This window comes from Catenovulum agarivorans DS-2 (genome assembly GCF_000568405.1).
Lineage (GTDB): Bacteria > Pseudomonadota > Gammaproteobacteria > Enterobacterales > Alteromonadaceae > Catenovulum > Catenovulum agarivorans_A.
Genome location: NZ_ARZY01000020.1, coordinates 1 through 20464 on the forward strand (window position 1 = coordinate 1; position 20464 = coordinate 20464).

Annotated in this window: 20 protein-coding genes and 1 pseudogene; all 21 read left to right on the plus strand. The window is 41.6% G+C overall.

The window, feature by feature from the left end:
• Nucleotides 1–544: pseudogene (gene prfC, locus DS2_RS11055) on the plus strand (peptide chain release factor 3); the annotation flags it as partial.
• 9 nt (nt 545–553) lie between these two features.
• Entirely contained in the window at nt 554–2293 is a 1740-nt protein-coding gene (gene argS / locus DS2_RS11060) for an arginine--tRNA ligase (protein ID WP_035014849.1), read from the plus strand.
• Nucleotides 2294–2762: 469 nt separating this feature from the next.
• Nucleotides 2763–3524, plus strand: coding sequence for a DUF3450 domain-containing protein (locus DS2_RS11065; RefSeq protein WP_035014850.1), 762 nt, complete (start codon nt 2763–2765; stop codon nt 3522–3524).
• A complete protein-coding gene (locus tag DS2_RS11070; protein ID WP_035014851.1) occupies nt 3524–4885 on the plus strand; it encodes a MotA/TolQ/ExbB proton channel family protein in 1362 nt (453 codons plus the stop codon). The genes DS2_RS11065 and DS2_RS11070 overlap by 1 nt, the downstream gene beginning before the upstream one ends.
• Nucleotide 4886: 1 nt before the next feature.
• The gene (locus tag DS2_RS11075) at nt 4887–5411 is read left to right on the plus strand and encodes a MotA/TolQ/ExbB proton channel family protein (protein WP_035014853.1); all 525 of its coding nucleotides are present in this window, start codon (nt 4887–4889) and stop codon (nt 5409–5411) included.
• 11 nt (nt 5412–5422) lie between these two features.
• Nucleotides 5423–5824 carry an ExbD/TolR family protein gene (locus tag DS2_RS11080; protein ID WP_035014854.1) on the plus strand — a complete coding sequence of 134 codons (402 nt, stop codon included), beginning with the start codon at nt 5423–5425 and terminating at the stop codon, nt 5822–5824.
• A gap of 1 nt (nt 5825) precedes the next feature.
• Entirely contained in the window at nt 5826–6440 is a 615-nt protein-coding gene (locus tag DS2_RS11085) for an energy transducer TonB (RefSeq protein ID WP_035014855.1), read from the plus strand.
• 65 nt (nt 6441–6505) lie between these two features.
• A complete protein-coding gene (locus DS2_RS11090) occupies nt 6506–7780 on the plus strand; it encodes a tetratricopeptide repeat protein (RefSeq protein WP_035014856.1) in 1275 nt (424 codons plus the stop codon).
• A gap of 124 nt (nt 7781–7904) precedes the next feature.
• Nucleotides 7905–8348: a hypothetical protein gene (locus DS2_RS11095; protein WP_035014857.1), complete on the plus strand. Its 444-nt coding sequence runs from the start codon at nt 7905–7907 to the stop codon at nt 8346–8348.
• Nucleotides 8335–9186 carry a DUF692 domain-containing protein gene (locus DS2_RS11100; RefSeq protein ID WP_035014858.1) on the plus strand — a complete coding sequence of 284 codons (852 nt, stop codon included), beginning with the start codon at nt 8335–8337 and terminating at the stop codon, nt 9184–9186. Before DS2_RS11095 ends, DS2_RS11100 begins: the two co-directional genes overlap by 14 nt.
• Nucleotides 9186–9935 (plus strand): DNA-binding domain-containing protein, encoded by a 750-nt coding sequence (locus DS2_RS11105; RefSeq protein WP_035014859.1) that lies wholly within the window; start codon nt 9186–9188, stop codon nt 9933–9935. Before DS2_RS11100 ends, DS2_RS11105 begins: the two co-directional genes overlap by 1 nt.
• Before the next feature lie 62 nt (nt 9936–9997).
• A complete protein-coding gene (locus DS2_RS20980; RefSeq protein ID WP_268745627.1) occupies nt 9998–10123 on the plus strand; it encodes a hypothetical protein in 126 nt (41 codons plus the stop codon).
• A gap of 147 nt (nt 10124–10270) precedes the next feature.
• Nucleotides 10271–10639 carry a response regulator gene (locus DS2_RS11110; protein ID WP_035014860.1) on the plus strand — a complete coding sequence of 123 codons (369 nt, stop codon included), beginning with the start codon at nt 10271–10273 and terminating at the stop codon, nt 10637–10639.
• Between the two features lie 74 nt (nt 10640–10713).
• Nucleotides 10714–11262 (plus strand): adenine phosphoribosyltransferase, encoded by a 549-nt coding sequence (apt, locus tag DS2_RS11115; protein ID WP_035014861.1) that lies wholly within the window; start codon nt 10714–10716, stop codon nt 11260–11262.
• Between the two features lie 8 nt (nt 11263–11270).
• Nucleotides 11271–13739, plus strand: coding sequence for a DNA polymerase III subunit gamma/tau (gene dnaX, locus DS2_RS11120; protein ID WP_035014862.1), 2469 nt, complete (start codon nt 11271–11273; stop codon nt 13737–13739).
• 39 nt (nt 13740–13778) lie between these two features.
• A complete protein-coding gene (locus DS2_RS11125; RefSeq protein ID WP_035014863.1) occupies nt 13779–14111 on the plus strand; it encodes a YbaB/EbfC family nucleoid-associated protein in 333 nt (110 codons plus the stop codon).
• 12 nt (nt 14112–14123) lie between these two features.
• Nucleotides 14124–14717, plus strand: a complete 594-nt coding sequence (gene recR / locus DS2_RS11130) for a recombination mediator RecR (protein WP_035014864.1) — start codon at nt 14124–14126, stop codon at nt 14715–14717.
• Between the two features lie 103 nt (nt 14718–14820).
• Nucleotides 14821–16743 (plus strand): molecular chaperone HtpG, encoded by a 1923-nt coding sequence (gene htpG, locus DS2_RS11135; protein WP_035014865.1) that lies wholly within the window; start codon nt 14821–14823, stop codon nt 16741–16743.
• Nucleotides 16744–16915: 172 nt separating this feature from the next.
• Complete coding sequence (adk, locus tag DS2_RS11140) at nt 16916–17560, plus strand: adenylate kinase (RefSeq protein ID WP_035014866.1); 645 nt, start codon at nt 16916–16918, stop codon at nt 17558–17560.
• A gap of 228 nt (nt 17561–17788) precedes the next feature.
• Nucleotides 17789–19225, plus strand: a complete 1437-nt coding sequence (locus tag DS2_RS11145; RefSeq protein ID WP_051479812.1) for a sigma-54 dependent transcriptional regulator — start codon at nt 17789–17791, stop codon at nt 19223–19225.
• 148 nt (nt 19226–19373) lie between these two features.
• The gene (locus DS2_RS11150) at nt 19374–20456 is read left to right on the plus strand and encodes a sensor histidine kinase (RefSeq protein ID WP_035014867.1); all 1083 of its coding nucleotides are present in this window, start codon (nt 19374–19376) and stop codon (nt 20454–20456) included.
• Nucleotides 20457–20464 lie beyond the last annotated feature (8 nt).

The following is a 20464-nucleotide window of genomic DNA, read 5'->3' on the forward strand; positions in this document are numbered from 1 at the left end:
GGCGGGTGATCGTGAGCGAGCCGCAAATGCATACGCGGGTGACATTATCGGTTTGCATAACCATGGAACCATTCAAATCGGAGATACCTTCACCCAAGGTGAAAAGCTGAAATTTAGTGGCATTCCCAACTTTGCGCCAGAATTGTTCCGCCGCATTCGCCTAAAAGACCCTTTGAAACAAAAACAGTTATTAAAGGGATTGGTCCAATTATCGGAAGAGGGAGCTGTACAGGTGTTTAGACCATTGACCACTAATGACCTGATTGTAGGTGCAGTTGGTGTGCTCCAGTTTGATGTGGTTGTACAACGGCTAAAATCTGAATACAACGTTGACGCTATTTATGAATCAATCAACGTAGCGACAGCGCGTTGGGTATGCAGCAAAGATACGAAAAAATTTGAAGAGTTTAAGCGAAAAGCAGAAGCTAATTTGGCGTTAGATGGTGGTGATAACTTAACCTATATTGCGCCAACTATGGTTAATCTAAGTCTGGCACAAGAGCGTTACCCAGATGTTGATTTCCAGCAAACGCGAGAGCATTAAGGTAGATACATGAAACTAAAACAATTATTGGCAGAAAAAATCCACACTGCTATGCAAGCTGCTGGAATACCAGCCGAGCATGGTCCGCATATTGCGTTATCTAAGCAAGCTCAATTTGGTGACTATCAAGCCAATGGAATATTAGGGGCTGCTAAACAATTAAAAACCAATCCTCGCGCGCTGGCCCAACAAGTTTTGGAAAAGCTAGATATTTCAGAGATAGCCAGCAAAGTTGAAATTGCTGGCCCTGGGTTTATCAATATATTTCTTTCACAGTCTTGGCTGTCTGAAAACCTAAATGCGTATATACAAGATAGCCGCTGTGGTGTTGAACAGAGCCAAAAACCACTTACTTGTGTGGTTGACTACTCTTCACCTAACCTCGCGAAAGAAATGCACGTTGGTCATTTACGTTCGACGATTATCGGTGATGCAGTTGTTAGAGCGCTAGAGTTCCAAGGACATAAGGTGATTCGCCAAAACCACATGGGTGATTGGGGAACACAATTTGGTATGTTAATCGCGCATTTAGAGACAATTTTAGCAGATAACTCGGTTGCAGAAGTGGCTCTGTCTGACCTAGAGACTTTTTATCGTGAAGCGAAAAAACGTTTTGATGAAGATGAAAATTTTGCTAATACAGCACGCGACTATGTCGTTAAGTTACAAAGTGGTGATGCAAAATGCTTAGAATTATGGCAACAGTTTATTGATATTTCTGTTTCGCATAGCGAAGAAGTATACAAGAAACTCAATGTAACTCTGACTCGAGAAGATATTCGTCCAGAGAGTGCCTATAACGAAATGTTACAAGGCATAGTTGACGAACTTCAGCAGCAAGGTTTAGCCGTAGAAGACCAAGGTGCGCAAGTCGTATTCTTACAAGAACTGGCTGACAAAGAAGGCAACCCTTCGCCAGTCATTATTCAAAAATCTGGCGGCGGCTTCTTATATGCAACCACAGACTTAGCCGCGTTAAAATATCGTGGCCAAGTACTAAAAGCTGACCGTAACTTATACTTTATCGATGCGCGCCAGTCATTGCATATGCAGCAGGTGTTTACCCTTGCGAAAAAAGCTGGATTTGTCGATCAAGATATGAGTTTGGAACATCACGCATTCGGCACTATGATGGGAAGTGATGGTAAACCATTTAAAACTCGTTCAGGTGGTACAGTCAAGCTGGTTGAGTTGTTAGACGAATCTGTTTCGCGCGCCAAAGCGCTGATCGCGCAAAGAGCAACAGACATGTCTGAAAAAGAGCAGCAGCAAATCGCCGAAGTTGTTGGTATTGGTGCTGTGAAATTTGCTGACTTATCTAAACACAGAACCAGTGACTATATCTTTAACTGGGATAGTATGCTGAGTTTTGACGGTGCAACTGCACCTTACCTTCAATATGCGTATACTCGGGTTAAATCAATATTTGCCAAGGCTGGTGTTGAACTAGAACAGGTCAATGGTCCTATCGCAATTGAAGCAGAGCAAGAGCGTATATTAGCGCTTAAGCTTTTGCAGTTCGAAGACACGTTAGAACTGGTCACAGCAGAGGCTCATCCTCACGTGTTGTGTCAATATCTATTTGAATTGGCCAGCGCTTTTATGAGTTTCTATGAAGCGTGTCCAATTTTGAAATCAGACGTTGAACCACAAACCAAGCAAAGTCGTTTAGCGCTTAGTCGTTGGACCGCGAGTGTTATTAAACAAGGTTTAACCTTGTTGGGCATCGAAACGACCGAAAAAATGTAGCTGGCATAGCTATTTGTTAACAAACGCAAACTGACAGCTTGCGTTTGTTAACCCAAACGCACTTAAACGCTTTTTGTTCGTTAATAACTTTTCTCAATTTAGTATTCTCGTTTACATCTTAAACGAATAAGAACTTTTCCTAAGGTTGCATGTCGGCTGAAGTGGCTAAAAAATGACCGTTGTTGTTTTTGGATTGGCTATTTTTAGAACAAATTAATCACTTTTGTTAATCAGAGTGAAAAAAATAGCCAAAATATTACGTATTTATAGAAAATTCTTTGCATTCTACCGTAGATTTTAGCTAAGATTTACCTGCGTCTATATAAAGTGATTCTGATGATCGGGTTTTTAGTGCGAGACTTCGAGCAAACAGACTCCAACAAGTAAGTGGCTCGGTACAATATATTAGACTTTGTACCCAAGCTAAGTATGTTCCAAACAATTTTAATTATTGGGAATCGTGTCAAAGATGATAAAGAGCAAAAAACTCGCTTCTGCTATTGCTGTTGCATGTGCAATGTCACTGCCTACAGTAGTTTCAGCAGACCAGGTGGAAAACCTGCACAAAGAAGAGCGTGCTATTCATGATGCAGCAGTCAAATCTCAAAAACGTGTAGATTCGTATTTTGAGCAATCAATCGACTTACTAAGTGAATATCGCCAAGTTGTAGATGAAACTGATAACTTGCGCATGTACAATGATCATGTTCAAAAATTGGTTAACAACCAAGAGAAATTGATCGCTTCCCTACAAGGTCAAATTGACAGCATTGAAGATACAAAAAAGGGTGTTGTCCCTTTAATGTACAAAATGCTTGATTCGTTAGAGAAATTCATTGAATTAGACATTCCAATTGAAGTTGAAACACGTAAAGAACGTGTAGCTCGTATTCGTGAGTTAATGAGCGAACCAAACATCACAACTTCAGAGCGTTATCGCCAAGTACTTGAAGCATACCAAATCGAAAATGATTATGGTTCTGCTATGTCTGCTTACCAAGGCAAGCTAAATGACATCACTGTAGATATGGTTCATATTGGCCGTGTTGCATTGTTAGCACAGTCTTTAGACCTTAAAAATTCTTGGGTGTGGGATAACACAGCAAGAGATTGGGTTAAGTTAGGTGAAGAGTACAACAAGCCAGTAACTAAGGTTATTCGTATGGCTAAGAAGCAAATTGCACCTGATCTATTAGAAGTGCCAGTATTTGCCGCGGAGAGTGCAGAATAATGAAACAATTAAAAACAATTCTAACTGCTTCAGCTATTGCATTGTCAACAATGACTTTTGGTGCCTATGCAAACACAGCTGCATTGGACCAGCTATTACAAGAAGTAAAAGCTGACCGTATATCAGAAGCTAAAATCAACAAGTCTCGTGAAGCTGAATTCAGAGCAGCACGTGATCAAAAGCAAGCTTTATTAAACAAAGCTAAAAAAGAGTTAGCAGACGAGCAAGCTCGCCAAAAGAGCTTACAGCAAACTTTTACTGACAACGAAAAACGTATCACTGACAAAACTAAAGAGTTAGATGATGCAAAAGGTACGTTAGGTGAAATGTTTGGTGTGGTACGTCAAGCTTCAGGTGAAACTGTTGGCCGTATCGCAACTTCAATCATCAGTGCTCAACCTGCATATGCAAACCGTACTGAGTTATTAGCAAAATTAGCTGAAGCAAAAGAGCTACCTAAACTTGCTGAATTAGAAGAATTATGGTTTGCATTGCAAACTGAAATGACTGAGTCAGCTAAAGTTGTTAAGTTCGATGCGAACGTTGTTGCTTTAGACGGTTCAGAATCAGTTCAAACAGTTACTCGTGTAGGTGCTTTCAACTTATTAAGTAACGATGCTTACTTAAAATACAACTCTGAAAGTAACCAAATCGAACCATTAGGTCGTCAACCTGAAGGTCACATGGTTGCAACTGTAGCTGATTTCAACGGCACATCTAGCGGCTATGCGAGCCTATTCCTTGACCCTTCACGTGGTGCAATTCTTGATATCTTCAAGCAAAAAGCAACATTAGAAGAGCGTTATCATCAAGGTGGTGTACCAGGTTATGTAATCACGGTTGTATTATTGTTCGGTATCTTGATTTCAGTTGAACGTTTCATCACTTTAACAGTAGTTGGTGCGAAGATCCGTGGTCAGTTAAAAGACTTGAGTAACCCTCGTGAAAATAACCCGCTTGGTCGAATCTTAGGTGTATATGCGAGCAACAAGAACGTAGATACTGAAACCTTAGAGTTAAAATTAGACGAAGCTATCTTGCGTGAAACGCCAAGAATTGAGCGTGGCGTTAACGTCATCAAGATTTTGGCAGCTATCGCACCGTTATTAGGTCTACTAGGTACAGTAACAGGTATGATTGGTACCTTCCAATCAATCACATTGTTCGGTACAGGTGACCCTAAAATCATGGCGGGTGATATCTCAATGGCATTGGTAACCACTGCGCAAGGTCTTATTGCAGCATTACCATTGATTTTCTTACACAGCATTACAGCAGCTAAGAGCAAATCTATCGTCCATGTACTAGAAGAGCAAAGTGCTGGTATTGTAGCTTCTCACGCGGAGAAGGAGCGAGCATAAGATGTTATACCTGATAGAACTTTGGGAAACTGTCAGGGGATTTATATCAACCGGGGGCGACGTATTATGGATCGTCTTCGGGGTGCTAGCTATCATGTGGATTCTGATGATTGAGCGCTATTGGTTTATGTTTATCGAATTTCCAACAATTCGTAAAAACATTATCGAGCGCTGGGATTCACGAGAAGATACGACCTCCTGGTATGCACACAGAGTGCGTGATGCCTGGATTTCGGAAGCATCAGAATTGCTGAACGCCAGAATTCTTTTGATTAAAACCCTAGTAGCAGTTTGTCCTTTAATCGGATTGTTCGGTACGGTAACAGGCATGATTTCAGTTTTCGAAGTAATGGCTGTTTCTGGTACAGGTAACCCACGCTTAATGGCATCGGGTATTTCCATGGCAACAATTCCAACTATGGCTGGAATGGTTGCAGCGCTTTCTGGGGTCTTTTTCAGCTCTAGAATTGAAACACGCGTTCGAGTGGAAGTGGAAAAGTTAGTGGATAGTTTGCCACATCATTAGAGAGAATTATTATGGCACGTAGACATCGCCGAGAAGAAGAAGATGCAGCGATCGACATGACGCCGATGCTTGACATCGTATTTATCATGTTGATCTTCTTTATCGTAACGACCTCGTTTGTAAAAGAGGCCGGTATACAAGTAGATAAACCAAAATCTGATCAATCATCTAAGCCACCTAAAAACTCGAATATTTTCATTGCTATCAGTGAAAATGGTGATATTTGGATGGACAAACGTATGGTTGATGTAGAGCGTGTTCAAGCTAACTTGGAAAAAATGTTAGCTGAGCAGCCTTCGGAAGCAGTTATTGTACAGGCAGATAAAGAAGCGAAACATGGCAAGGTAATGAAAGTCATGGATCAAATCAAAGCGGCCGGTATAGATAAAATAGTAGTAGCGGGGAAGAAGTAATATGATCCGCCTACTGTTATCTATACCAATAGGCATCGCGATAACATTCGGCCTGTTTGTACTGATGGCAGAGTTGATTGCAAACAATCAGAGCGGCCCTGAAAAGGGTGAAGAAGCTCCGCGAATTGAAATCGTGATGAATAAACCGTCGGACTCTGTACAACAACGTACTAGGACGCCACCTCCGCCTCCGCCGCCACCACAGTCTCCGCCTCCGCCTCAACAGGCTGAGCCAGAGACCACTAAAGCAGATGCTGGTGGTATTAACCTGGATGTTCCAAATGTGAACACAGGTGGTGTGGATGTAGGGATTGGCGACATTAGTGGTGCGTTGATGAAAGATGGTGACGCAACACCAATTGTCCGGATTGAACCTCGTTATCCTGCGCAAGCAGCTCGAGATGGAATTGAAGGCTGGGTTGAATTAAGTTTCACAATCGATGAAGTCGGTGGCGTAATCGATGTGGATGTTATCAACTCGGAGCCAAGACGTATATTCGACCGTGAAGCGAAAAAAGCCTTGGCGAAATGGAAATACAAACCAAAAATTGTTGATGGTAAACCAGTTAAGCAGCCTGGATTAACAGTGCGTCTTGACTTTACCTTGGCTAAGTAAGTTTGTCTTTCGTTCAATTGAAGAAGGTTAGCTTACAGAAGTTGTGAGCTAACCCCGGAGAAAGTATGAAACTCTCACGATTGATTTTGACCGCAGTTTTAGTTGGGACATCTGTAACAGGTACTATGTTACCGAGTCAGGTTGCTGCTAAAACTTTGGAAGAAAAGAAAAAAGAAAGACCTGTAGAGGTTATGTCTGAGCGTGTTGGTAAAAAGGTTGCTGAAGCAATCGACTTATTGACGGCTAACGAAGAAGAAGGCAGAGAAGCAGATCCTAAGGGTGCTATCAAGTTACTTGAAGAAATTGAGCCAAAGAAAGAGTTTGACAAAGCTTACTTAGCTCAATTGATCGGTAAGTTATATGCACAAGAGGGTGAGTATAAAAAAGCGATCGACAAGATCAAATACGCTGCCGAACTTGACGTTTTGAGTTGGGATGACCAAGCAGGTGTTTTAAAAGTACTAGCTGTTTTAAGCCTCCAAGAAGAGCAATACCAAGATGCGATTGATTACTATGGTAAATGGTTTCAATTTACCGAAGAGCATGATCCATCTATCTATACTCACTTGGCGCTTAGTTACTATCAGTTGAAAAACTACAAGAAAACAGTTGAGCAGGCTGATCTAGCAATTAAATATGCTAAAGAGCCGAAAGCAGATCCTTACCAATTAAAAATGTCAGCTTTTGTTGATACAAAAAATTATAAGGAAGCGATTAAAGTTTGTGTTGCAGCAATTAAGCACTTCCCAGAAGATAAAAAATGGTGGGTTCCACTCGCACAATTTTATCTAATGGAAGAAGATTATGCTCGTGCGTTGTCAACGTTTGAGTTATCAGACAAGCAAGGCTTTTTAACTAAGCCAGCGCACTACACAACGTTAGCTCAATTGTACTCTATGTATGGTATTCCGTATAAGGCGGCAACGACCATGCAAAAACATATGAATTCTGGTTTAATCGAAAAAGATGCTAAAAACTTAAGTGTTGCGGCAAATTATTTCCACCAGGCTTCTGAGTACAAAAAAGCTGCTGATACTTATTTAGCAGCGGCAAAAATCAGTAAAGACCCAGAGCATTACCGTAAAGTTGGGGATTTGTTGGCGATTGCTGAAGAGTACAAGTCAGCTGTTAATGCGTATGAAAAAGCGATTGAGTTGGGTAGCCAAAAAGAAGCAAATATTAAAGTTGCTCTGATTGAGGCCCATTTCTATCTAGGTAATTACAAGAAAGCCTATAGCTATGCGAGAGAAAGTTTGAAAAACAAACAATACAAACGTATGGCACAAGGTTGGATTGGTTACATTAGAGATACAGCTCAACGCAAAAATGTTGATATCTAATCTTCATTTTATTTTGACCTAAAAAGGAGCCGACGGCTCCTTTTTTTTGTATTTAATGAAAGTAAATATAAAATTGTCTGGTCTTATATGCTGACTTGAATATTTACTTTGTTAAGGAAGGATTATGAAATCACTTAAACAATCTTCGGTTGCAGCTACTTTAGGTGCGGTAGTTGTTGGTTCATTAACCGCTGCTAGCCATGCAAATACCAATACCAACCCATTTTCAATGACTCAGCTTAGCTCTGGCTATGAGTTATCACAAACGTTAGAAGCAAAATGTGGCGAAGGTAAATGTGGTGAAGGCAAATGTGGTAGCAAAGCAGACAAAGAAGCCAAATGTGGTGAAGCCAAATGTGGTGAAGGTAAATGCGGCGGCAAAGCAGACAAAGAAGCTAAATGTGGTGAAGGTAAATGCGGCGGCAAAGCAGCCAAAGAAGCCAAATGTGGTGAAGGCAAATGCGGTGGCAAAGCAGCCAAGGAAGCCAAATGTGGTGAAGGAAAATGTGGCGGTAAAGCGAATCGAGAAGCAAAATGCGGCGAAGGCAAATGTGGTGGCAGTAAATAACAGATCTCAATTTAATCTTTCTGGTGCGGGTCTCGGTTTACGCCGAGACTTTATTGATACGCTCAACCAAACATCTGAAACAAATTACGATTTTTTAGAAATAGCACCTGAAAACTGGATTAAGATGGGAGGACGTTATTGCCAACAGCTCGATCAAGTCGCGCAAAGGTATAAACTGACAACCCATGGGCTGTCTTTATCTATAGGTAGTCCAGACCCACTAGACGTTAAATTTATCCTGCAAATAAAACAATTTCTTGATAAGTATTCTATTGAGATGTATTCAGAGCATCTTAGTTTTTGTTCAGCAAACGGCCACATGTATGACTTGATGCCAATTCCATTTACCTATGAAGCCGCTTTATACGTAGCAGAGCGTGTCAAACAGGTCCAACAAATTATAGAAAGGCCACTAGTTTTAGAAAACGTTTCGTATTATGCACCACTTAGCGACGAATTGTCTGAAAGCGACTTTATTAACACCGTGTTAGACGAATCGGGCGGATTACTCTTGCTTGATGTCAACAATGTTTACGTGAACTCAATCAACCACAATTATGATGCAAAAGCTTTTATTGATGCTATGCCAACCAACAAAATTGTTTATGGTCATATAGCAGGTCACTATAATGAAGCTGAAGATTTGATTGTTGATACTCATGGCGCTGATGTCATTGACCCCGTTTGGCAACTGCTTGCTTATGCCTATGAACGCCATGGGGTATTCCCCACACTATTGGAGCGAGACTTTAATATACCAGCGCTAGATAAGCTCGAGCGTGAAGTAAAGCAAATCAAACATATCCAGCGACAAATGATTAGAGCTAAACAAAGTTAATGAATTCATTTAAACAAACACAATTGTCTTTTGCTCAATCGATTCGCACAGGCAAGGCCGTTGAAAATTTAGTGATCGAAAACCGTCGATTGGCTGTTTACCAAGAATTATTTTTTAATAATGTTGAAGGTTTTGTCAGTAGCGCGTTTCCCGTATTGCGGAGCTTGTATGCAGCAGAAGATTGGCAGTCATTAATTCGTACCTTCTTTATTGAGCACCCATGCCATTCGCCGCATTTTGTCGACATTTCAAAAGAGTTTATTCAGTTTCTCTCAGAAGAATATCAACTTAAACCAAGCGACCCTTGTTTTATGCGCGAACTTGCCCATTATGAATGGGTTGAACTCGACCTCAGTATTCAAACTAATGAAGAGCAATTGACAACTTTGCCCCCGCAGATCGAGATAATACGTTCAAGCCGATTCGAATTGTCACCAATTACTCGGATTGTCAGCTACCCATATCCTGTACATCACATTAGTCAAACCTTTCAGCCGCAAGCGCCAAGTGACCGCGTTTATTTATTGGTTTATCGAAATGAACGCTTTGCAATTAACTTTATTGAAATTAATCCTGTAGTTGCATTTACACTAGATTTAATCACTAAAAGAGTGGCAAATGACGTAGAGTCACTCATAAGTCAGTTGCAGCCAGCACTAGCCCATATAGAGTCTGATGTTTTACAAACATCACTGTTAGACAGTTTAGTCGAACTTGCTCAATTGGATTTGTTGCTTGAGCTTGAATAAAAGATGGCTTTTTTTCGACTTTTTGACTAACATACGCGCCAAAATTGCATTGGAGGTTATTTATGGCTCATCATAATGAACAAGGCGAAACAGCTAACGTAGGGCACTTATTAGCAACAGTAGCGGTCACAGTTGCTTTACCATTATTACCAGCAATCTTAGGTTGGTATGTTATCTTAGCTAAATAGTTAGCGCATATTTGTAGAGGCTACATTAAGGAGAGCTTGTAGTCTTTTTAAGGACGATGCAGTGTTTATTGCATGAAACTATTTCGTGGTTTGAGTATCTAAAAGCACATCTGCGAGATTTCAAGGTAGATAAATAGGGGGAGAATAATGAACATTTTGTTGGTGGATGATAACGCTAGTGTTCGGGGTGTATTGGCTCAAGCATTAGAAACTCATGGATATCAAGTAACAACAGCAGACAATGGTTTAGCTGGGTTAAATGCAGCAAAAAACGGTTGTTATGATTTTATTGTTACGGATTATAAAATGCCAATCATAGATGGCGTTAAGCTTATCGAAAATATAACCACAGACTTAAAATTTCCGAAATCTAAAGTTCTATTATTGACGACCGAAGTCAGTGATAAGGCTAAATTTATATTTGAGAAGTTGAAAATTAATTGGTTGGCCAAGCCAGTGGAAGCTGCGCAACTACTTAAACAGTTACCTCAGGTACCAACCCCACAAATTGCCTAATTGCATTCAGTCGAGCTTGCAATTTATCTTCGATTTGTTTTAATGCTGTCAGATAGTACGTATGGAATTTCAAAATGACATCATCTGCAGATCTGGCAGCAATTAAATCTAGTATCAAAACCATTCCTGATTATCCTAAAAAAGGCATCAAGTTTCGTGATGTAACAAGCTTAGTTGAAGATGCAACTGCTTTCTCTTTATCCGTGAAGGCGCTTGCTCAACCATATAAAAATAGCGGTATCACAAAGGTTGTCGGTGCTGAAGCTCGTGGATTTATATTTGGCGCTGCAGTCGCCAATTTATTAGGTGCCGGCTTTGTTTTGGCAAGAAAACCAAATAAATTACCTAGAGAAACCATATCTCAGTCATACCAGCTTGAATATGGCACAGACCAATTACAAATACATAAAGATGCGTTGAGCGCCAATGACAATGTGTTATTAATTGACGATCTTATCGCTACTGGCGGTACAATTGAAGCTGCAGTTAAAATGGTCAGACAGTTAGGTGCAACCGTTCACTCTGCGGCGTTTGTGATTAATTTGCCAGACCTTGGTGGTGTCGATAAACTACGCCAACTCAACGTCACACCTTTTTGCTTAGTAGAGTTCGAAGGGGAATAACCAATTTTATGAGTTACCAAGCACTTGCACGTAAATGGCGCCCACAGAATTTTGGCCAATTGATGGGTCAAGAACATGTTGTTGCTGCGCTTAGCAATGCACTAACCAATGATAGATTGCATCATGCATATTTATTTACAGGTACTCGAGGTGTTGGAAAAACGACTATTGCGCGTATTTTTGCTAAAAGTTTAAATTGTGCAGAAGGGATTACCGCTGAACCTTGTGGTAAATGTCAAAATTGTCGAGCGATTGAAGAAGGGCGGTTTGTTGACTTAGTTGAAGTTGATGCTGCGTCACGTACTAAAGTTGAGGATACCCGAGAAATACTCGACAATGTGCAGTATCGTCCAACCCAAGGTCGATATAAAGTCTATTTGATAGACGAAGTCCATATGTTGTCACGCCATTCTTTTAATGCGTTGTTGAAAACGCTAGAAGAGCCGCCACCGCATATAAAATTTTTATTGGCAACGACTGATCCACAAAAATTACCAGTCACCATATTATCTCGTTGTTTGCAGTTTAGTTTAAAGGCAATGAATGTTGCACAAATTGAACAACAGCTAAATAAAATATTATCTGCTGAGCAATTGTCATCAGAAGAAGCCGCGATTAATCGCTTAGCTGTGGCTGCAAATGGCAGTATGCGTGATGCACTTTCACTGACAGATCAGGCGATTGCCCAAGGGAATGGTCGTGTGCTAGAGCAAGTTGTCAAAAACATGCTCGGTTTGTTAGACGAACAGCATGTTGACGCACTGCTCAAAGCTTTGCTTGAACAAGATTTTGCTGCAGCAATGCAAACGGTTGAAGCGCTATTTTTAGCATCAGCTGATCCAACACAAATTTTAGTTGAGCTAATGGATTGTTTGCATCAGATTGCTTTATTGCAATCTTTGCCAGAATATCAAATTGTTGCCAGTGCCAATGTGAGCTTATTAACAGAAGCCGCTCAACAGTGGACAGCAGAACAGGTTCAACTTTATTACCAAATTTGTTTACGTGGCCGCAAGGATTTGCCTTATGCAGCTTCGCCGCGCGCAGGTCTAGAAATGACCTTGATGCGCTTATTTGCATTTTCTCCGGTGAGTGTTGAGCGCAAAGCTGTATTGACTGCGGTTAAACAGTCCTCAATAGCGGATGCAAATGTAGCGAGTACAGCACCCTTAGCGGATGCTGAAAAAAAAACTGAAAATTTAGCTGAACCACAAAATAATCTTGCAAGTAAAGATGAGCAAGCCATCATTGTAGAGCCAGAGCCAGAGCCAGAGCCAGAGCCAGAGCCAGAGCCAGAGCCAGAGCCAGAGCCAGAGCCAGAGCCAGAGCCAGAGCCAGAGCCAGAGCCAGAGCCAGAGCCAGAGCCAGAGCCAGAGCCAGAGCCAGAGCCAGAGCCAGAGAATGTAAATGCAGCAGAATTAGCCACTGAGCACGAAGGCTATTATCAACTTGCAGACGAATCTGAGGCTGACGATTTACACGCACAGCAAGCTCAAATAGAATCTTTGGCTGTAAGCCAAGGGTATGAAGCGCAAAAACCGCAAACTAAAACAACCGAACATGCGACGGTTTCAATTCAGCAGGCGATGTTGTCAGTTAGGCAAGCAAAACAACAGAAAATTGAAGCGGCGGAAAAATCTGCGCCAGCGGCGACAGGTACAGAACTCCCCACCATTACAAAACAACCAGAGCAACCCAAGCCGGTTGAACAAACGTCAGCAGAACCTGAATTGCCAACTCAGCCATTGCAGACAGCAAATAACCACTTTGCAGAACCTTATTCTGAGGTGAAAGAAGACGAACAACAAATGCCTTGGGTTGATCATTGGTCTGGCGATATGTTTGCATCACCAGAGCAAGAGGCCGAGCGAGTAATGCCTGAAACTGCCATGCCAGAGCCGGTAACACCAGAACCGGCAGCAGATGAACAACAGCAAGCCGAGCCAACTCAAGCCGAACCAGTCGAATTAAATGCAGGAGTAGCCGAGCCAACTAATTCACCGGATGTAATCGCAATTGATGCGCCTTATGTACCTCGTGAAGATATTATTCAATCACTTAACCTAGCGCAGGCGGTAGAGCAAGACTTGCGTCATGCAAAAGAGATTGACCATTGGTCTAATTTAGTTGAACAGACAGGTTTGGTTGGATTGCAACGGCAACTGGCACTGCATAGTAGTTTTATCCAGCAAGGAAGCCAGGTGACTTTGTCGTTAGTACCTGCACAATCTCATCTTAACGACCCAAATAACTTGGAAACAATTAAACAGAGCTTGCAGCAAGTGCTTCAACAGCCGATAGAGTTGCAAGTTAATATTGGTAGCGACACCTTAGTGACGCCTTACGAAATTCAGCGCGCAATCGACTATTGTCGCTTACAATACGCAAAACAAAGTTTACAGCAAGATGCGAATGTCCAACTGTTGCAACAAACCTTTGCAGCACAGGTAGTCGAAACGACTGTTGTCGCGTTATAATGGTTCAAATCGAATTAAACAAACAGAGAAGGTAGTATTATGTTTAAAGGTGGCGGTGGCTTGGGCAACATTATGAAGCAAGCCCAACAGATGCAAGATAAAATGCAACGTGCACAACAAGAAATCGCTAATATGGAAGTGGTTGGCGAAGCGGGTGCAGGCATGGTTAAAATTACTATGTTAGGTAACCACAATGTTAAGCGAGTTGAAATAGATCCAAGCCTAATGGAAGACGACAAAGAAATGTTGGAAGACTTGATAGCTGCTGCGACCAATGATGCAGTGCGTCGCGTTGAAAAACAAAATCAAGAAAAAATGGCTGAAGTTACAGGTGGAATGCAATTACCACCAGGCATGAAAATGCCGTTCTAAAAAGAGTCTAGTATGAAGTTTGCACCATCGTTACAACAACTTATTGATGCTTTGAGAGTGTTACCAGGTGTTGGGCCAAAGTCGGCCCAACGAATGGCATTTACACTATTAGAAGATAACCATGGTGCAAGCCAACTTGCTCAGTCTATCAAACAAGCGCAGCAAACCATTCAAAGCTGTCAAACCTGTCAAAATTATACGCAGTCTGCACAATGTGATATTTGCACAGATCAAACACGCAGCGCAAACGGCCAAATATGTGTAGTGGCGCAGCCACAAGATGTATTGTCGATAGAACAAACCGGCCATTACCACGGTCGCTATTTTGTATTAAAAGGATTGTTATCGCCAATTGACGGCATAGGCCCAGAAGAATTGGGTTTAGACAAATTACAATCCCAACTGCAACACGGTATTAATGAGTTGATTTTAGCCACCTCCCCAAGCGTTGAAGGTGAGGCGACCGCATTCTACTTATCCGAAATGGCCAAACAATACAATATTACTGTCACTCGCCTAGCTCAGGGGCTTCCAGCCGGCGGTGAATTATCCGCATTAGATAGCCGAACTTTGGGCCATGCGTTTAGCGGCCGCAAACAACTGTAAATTTCTGCTGAATTTTTGCTTGAAAAGCAAATGTGCATCCCCATTTATAAAAGCAATCTAAATAAAATAGTTATTTATTGCTATAGAGCAGGAGATGTATTCAATGAGCGAAGTTGCCCATAAAGAAACGCATGGCTTCCAAACCGAGGTCAAACAACTATTACAATTAATGATCCACTCTTTGTACTCAAACAAAGAGATTTTTCTTCGTGAATTAGTATCTAACGCGTCAGATGCTGCAGATAAACTTAGATTTCAAGCGCTCTCAGACAATGCACTTTTTGAAAACGATGGAGATCTAAAGGTTCGTGTTAGCGTAGATAAAGAGGCCAATACTATTACCATTTCAGACAATGGTATTGGGATGACACGTGACCAAGTTATCGAGCATTTAGGTACAATCGCTAAATCAGGTACAAAAGAATTTTTCAGCAATCTAACTGGTGATCAAGCCAAAGACTCTAAGTTAATTGGTCAATTTGGTGTTGGTTTCTACTCTGCGTTTATTGTCGCTGATGCGGTTACAGTTAAAACACGTGCAGCTGGTGAAGATGCAGACCGTGGTGTTGAATGGTATTCAAAAGGGGATGGTGAATTCACCATTGGTGATATCGAAAAGGCTGGTCGTGGTACCGATGTTATTCTTCATTTGAAAGAAGAAGAAAAAGAGTTTTTAGATGATTGGAAAGTGCGTTCAATCATTACCCGTTATTCTGATCATATTGGTATTCCAGTTGAAATGTGGAAAGAAGGTACCCCAGAATCAGAAGGTCCTGAAGGGGAAAAAATCCCAGCAACTGAAGGTCAATGGGAAGCAATAAACAAAGGTACAGCTTTGTGGACTCGCGACAAGTCAGATATTTCTGACGAAGAGTACGAAGAGTTTTACAAGTCAATTGCGCACGACTTTGAAGAGCCAGTTAAGTGGGTACACAATAAAGTTGAAGGTAAAACTGAATACACTAGCTTGTTATACATTCCAAAACGTGCGCCGTTTGATTTATGGAATCGTGAAGTTAAAAGTGGGATCAAACTATATGTTCAACGCGTATTCATTATGGATGACGCCGAGAAGTTTATGCCAACTTACTTACGTTTTGTCAAAGGTTTAGTTGATTCAAACGACTTACCATTAAACGTATCGCGCGAAATTTTGCAAGACAACAAAATCACACAGTCTATTCGCTCAGGCAACGTAAAACGCGTATTACAAATGTTGACGCGCATGGGCGAAAACAGCCCTGAAGAATACGCAGCATTCTGGAAAGAATTTGGTAACGTGCTTAAAGAAGGTCCAGCAGAAGATTTTGCCAACAAAGACAAAATTGCTAAGTTGTTCCGTTTCTCTTCAACTCATACCGACAGCGCAGAGCAAAATGTATCGTTAGACGACTACATTGGGCGTATGAAAGAAGGCCAAGATAAAATTTACTACATTACAGCTGATACATTTGAAGCCGCTAAATCGAGCCCGCATTTAGAAGCTTTCCGTAAAAAAGGTATTGAAGTATTGTTGATGGCAGAGCGTGTAGACGAATGGATGATGTCGCACCTAACTGAATATAACGAAAAACAGTTCCAACATGTTGCTAAAGCAAATATCGACTTGTCTGAGTTAGACGATGAAGAGACTAAAAAAGCACATGAAGAAACCGAAAAAGCATTTGAAAGCTTTATTGAGCGTGCGAAAACTGCATTAGGTGACAAAGTTAAAGACGTTAAAGTATCACATCGTTTAACTGAATCTCCAGCGGTGATTACAACTGACGAGCACGATATGAATACTCAAATGGCTAAGTTACTTGAGGCAGCAGGCCAAGCTGTACCAGAAACTAAGTATATTTTTGAGGTTAACCCAGAGCATGCATTAGTCAAACGTGTAGCAGACGAAGCAGACGAAGCGTTATTTAAAGAGTGGTTGGAAGTGTTATTAGACCAAGCGACACTGGCTGAGCGCGGCTCGTTAAAAAATCCTGCAGAATATGTCAGTAAGCTAAACAAACTATTGTTGCAATTAGGCGGTTAATTGACAGTAGCGAGTGTATAGCAATGGCCGTTAAATTGTCTGTAGCTGACAATTTATAGCCACAAAGCTTATAAAAACGGGTGTTCAGCACCCGTTTTTTGCTTTTAAACTTGTATAATTGAGGACATCGTTGTATTGTTCGCGGCAGTTTATTTTTAAGATTGAGGATATTATGCGAATTATCTTATTAGGTGCACCAGGCGCCGGTAAAGGGACTCAAGCTCAGTTCTTAATGCAAGAGTTTGGTATTCCGCAAATCTCCACTGGCGACATGTTAAGAGCCGCGATTAAAGCGGGCACGCCTTTAGGTTTAGAAGCGAAAAAAGTAATCGATGCAGGCCAATTAGTTTCTGATGAAATTATTATTGGTTTGGTAAAAGAGCGCATTGCTCAAGACGATTGCGCCAAAGGCTTCTTACTAGATGGTTTCCCACGCACCATTCCACAAGCGGATGCTATGGTTGAAAGCAACATCGACATAGATTTTGTTTTGGAGTTTGATGTGCCAGATGAAGTGATTGTTGAGCGTATGAGTGGCCGCCGTGTACATATGGCATCGGGCCGTGTTTACCATGTTGTGTACAATCCACCTAAAGTGGAAGGTAAAGACGACGACACTGGCGAAGATCTAGTTATTCGTGCAGATGACGAAGCTGAAACCGTTAAAAAGCGTTTAGATATTTATCATGAACAAACTGAGCCTTTGGTGGCGTATTACCAAAAATTAGCTGGCGAAGGTAAAACTAAGTACCACAAATTAGATGGTACTCAAGCTGTTGAAGCGGTAAGTGCTCAGTTAAAAGAATTATTAGCTTAATATGTTAACCCTTATTAGGGTGAGTTGAGCAGCTAAATTGAGAACCACTCCCTAATTGATGGGCGAGTGGTTTTTTTGTTTTTGGGGTGAAGCAAATTTCGCTAAAGGATATCAGCCCGCCTAAAGCACATCAAAATTTTGACGTTTGTCAGTTAAAACTGGATTAATTTGTAAATATCGTCAATAATCCAATTATCGAAGCAAACCTATAACAATAAATTGACGTGCATGGCATCTACCAAACGAATTTTATTAATTGATAGCGCATCTGCAGAACAAGCACAGTTAAAAACCATCCTCCAGTTTATCGATGAAGATTTTGATTGTGTGCCACCAGAACAAGCCCAGCAAAGTTTACAGGACCATCAGCAATGGAAAGCCGTATTGTTAGGGACAGCTGCTGGTGATATTAGTGTCAGTGAAAAGCTAATAAACGGGGCACCTGAGCTGCCATTTATTGTTCAGGATAGATATTCTGAATTAACCGCGTTTGCCAACGTGGTTGCTGCTATTAACGGCAGTATTAATTATTCTCAGTTAACCCAAGCCCTGCATCATTGTGAAGCCTATTTGCGTAATAAGCCAGGTAAAGCGGTGCAAAGCAGCAAAGATTTGCTCCATACTCTAGTTGGCAAAAGTGCTGAAATGCAAACGGTTCGCAAATTGATTGAACAGGTAGCACCAACCGATGCAAATGTGCTTGTACTCGGCGAATCCGGTACAGGTAAAGAAGTGGTTGCTCAATCAATTCACAAATTATCAAAACGCGCGAAAGGCCCATTTGTTCCCGTTAACTGTGGGGCAATACCTGCAGAGTTATTAGAAAGCGAATTGTTCGGCCATGAAAAGGGCGCTTTTACTGGTGCTATCAGTAGTCGAAAAGGGCGCTTTGAACTGGCGCAAGGTGGTACGTTATTTTTAGATGAAATTGGCGATATGCCACTACCGATGCAAGTTAAGCTGCTACGAGTGTTGCAAGAAAGGTTATTCGAACGTGTTGGGTCAGCAACTCAAGTTAAAGCAGATGTGCGGGTTATTGCAGCTACCCACAGAAACCTTGAAGACTTAGTTGAACAAGGAAAATTTCGTGAAGATTTGTTCTATCGACTAAACGTGTTCCCCATTGATACCCCTTCGCTGCGTGAACGCCGCGAAGATGTACCCCAATTGGCGCAAGCGTTAATCGATCGACTAGCAGAGCGTGAAGAAGATAGTGTTAAGCTCACCGATAACGCGATGCAAAGCTTAATGGAGCATAAATGGGCTGGTAATGTCCGCGAACTGGCAAATTTACTCGAAAGGTTAACGATACTTTATCCAAATCAAGTTGTTGATGTCAGTGATCTGCCCGTTAAATATCAACATATTGAAGTGGTTGAATTTGAACCTGAGTATCCGGAAGCAATACAAGAGCGTGAAGCATTAAACGACTTGTTTGCATTTGATGATGAAGAAGAGGTTGAAGAAGAGCCAGTAGCCAGTGTCCTTGATATGTTGCCTGAAGAAGGTATAAACCTGAAAGAATACCTTGCCGAATTAGAGGTGAGCTTAATCAACCAAGCGCTTGGTCACCATGATGGTGTAGTTGCAAGAGCTGCAGAAATGCTGGGTATGCGACGAACTACCTTGGTTGAAAAAATGCGTAAATATGGGTTGAATCAATAATCATTGCAAAAACATACACGGCGGTGACAATTTTACGTCGCCGCCTTTCCTTTCTAATACACTGATAAATAAGTAAAAATAAGTTGGCATTATCTTTGCTGTCTAAAACCTGTATATCATTTAGCAAGTTTTTGACGCGGAGTAAACAATGGCCACTGCTGCAACAGAACACCAACATCTAGCCCGAGAAGCTTATGCTGGCGAGTTAGCCGCTTTGCGTAGTCAGGCAGACCAATTTGTCCATTTGATTGATGTGATCCCAGCGGGCGTGGTGATTTTAAACGCACAGGGGAATGTGGAGCGCAGCAATCAAATAGCGATCGATTTACTCGGTGAGCCACTCGATGGACAAAAGTGGTTAACTGTCATTGCTAGAGCGTTCAACCCTCAAGCTGATGATGGCCACGAAGTATCATTGCAAGATGGACGGCGAGTTCGGCTTGAAACTAATGCCTTATCTAGTGAGTCTGGGCAACTAATTTTACTGACAGATATGACGCAAACTCGTTTATTACAAGCGCGCGTTAGCCAGATGAAGCAACTGAGCTCGCTCGGACGCATGGTTGCAAGTTTAGCTCATCAAATCAGAACCCCCCTGTCTGCTGCAATGTTATATGCGGCCAATTTAGCCAATCCTTCGCTGGTACAAGCGGCTAAACAGACATTTCAACAAAAGTTAATGGGCAGGCTAAAAGATCTCGAAAGCCAAATTAACGACATGCTGTTGTTTGCTAAAAGTGGACATCAACAAGTTGCAGAAGCTGTTTCACTGGGTCAATTATTATCTGAGGTTCACGCCGGTTCTGAAGCTATGGTTGCACAAAATGGCGCAGAGCTAGATTTACAATTACCCGATCCAGACATTCATATTTTTGGTAACAAAGTCGCACTAGCCAGTGCAATTCAAAATTTAATTCATAACAGCGTACAAATTATCGGTGCAGGTGCACAAATATCTATTAGTGCAAAAATGTCTAATAACAGTCACGACCAAGTTGAAATAGTGGTTGCTGATAACGGTCCAGGCATTGAAAAACAGCATATTCCACATGTGTTTGAACCATTTTTTACCACTCGAACTAAGGGGACAGGTTTGGGACTCGCTGTGGTTAAAACAGTGGTGGAACAGCATCAAGGACAAATTTTAATTGATAGCCAGCAACCTGGCTGCTGCATTGTTATGCGGTTTCCGTGTGCCCAGCAATTGGCCGTTGCTGTCGGTCAAAATTGATAGGAGAG

Bases quoted from the DNA above. Each gene is read 5' to 3' on its own strand.
- DS2_RS11070 (WP_035014851.1), top strand. From the start codon at position 3,524: ATGAAACAATTAAAAACAATTCTAACTGCTTCAGCTATTGCATTGTCA.
- apt (WP_035014861.1), top strand. From the start codon at position 10,714: ATGACATCATCTGCAGATCTGGCAGCAATTAAATCTAGTATCAAAACC.
- DS2_RS11110 (WP_035014860.1), top strand. From the start codon at position 10,271: ATGAACATTTTGTTGGTGGATGATAACGCTAGTGTTCGGGGTGTATTG.
- DS2_RS20980 (WP_268745627.1), top strand. From the start codon at position 9,998: ATGGCTCATCATAATGAACAAGGCGAAACAGCTAACGTAGGGCACTTA.
- DS2_RS11065 (WP_035014850.1), top strand. From the start codon at position 2,763: ATGATAAAGAGCAAAAAACTCGCTTCTGCTATTGCTGTTGCATGTGCA.
- DS2_RS11085 (WP_035014855.1), top strand. From the start codon at position 5,826: ATGATCCGCCTACTGTTATCTATACCAATAGGCATCGCGATAACATTC.
- DS2_RS11150 (WP_035014867.1), top strand. From the start codon at position 19,374: ATGGCCACTGCTGCAACAGAACACCAACATCTAGCCCGAGAAGCTTAT.
- htpG (WP_035014865.1), top strand. From the start codon at position 14,821: ATGAGCGAAGTTGCCCATAAAGAAACGCATGGCTTCCAAACCGAGGTC.
- DS2_RS11145 (WP_051479812.1), top strand. From the start codon at position 17,789: ATGGCATCTACCAAACGAATTTTATTAATTGATAGCGCATCTGCAGAA.
- dnaX (WP_035014862.1), top strand. From the start codon at position 11,271: ATGAGTTACCAAGCACTTGCACGTAAATGGCGCCCACAGAATTTTGGC.
- DS2_RS11105 (WP_035014859.1), top strand. From the start codon at position 9,186: ATGAATTCATTTAAACAAACACAATTGTCTTTTGCTCAATCGATTCGC.
- argS (WP_035014849.1), top strand. From the start codon at position 554: ATGAAACTAAAACAATTATTGGCAGAAAAAATCCACACTGCTATGCAA.
- recR (WP_035014864.1), top strand. From the start codon at position 14,124: ATGAAGTTTGCACCATCGTTACAACAACTTATTGATGCTTTGAGAGTG.
- DS2_RS11095 (WP_035014857.1), top strand. From the start codon at position 7,905: ATGAAATCACTTAAACAATCTTCGGTTGCAGCTACTTTAGGTGCGGTA.
- DS2_RS11125 (WP_035014863.1), top strand. From the start codon at position 13,779: ATGTTTAAAGGTGGCGGTGGCTTGGGCAACATTATGAAGCAAGCCCAA.
- DS2_RS11090 (WP_035014856.1), top strand. From the start codon at position 6,506: ATGAAACTCTCACGATTGATTTTGACCGCAGTTTTAGTTGGGACATCT.
- adk (WP_035014866.1), top strand. From the start codon at position 16,916: ATGCGAATTATCTTATTAGGTGCACCAGGCGCCGGTAAAGGGACTCAA.
- DS2_RS11075 (WP_035014853.1), top strand. From the start codon at position 4,887: ATGTTATACCTGATAGAACTTTGGGAAACTGTCAGGGGATTTATATCA.
- DS2_RS11080 (WP_035014854.1), top strand. From the start codon at position 5,423: ATGGCACGTAGACATCGCCGAGAAGAAGAAGATGCAGCGATCGACATG.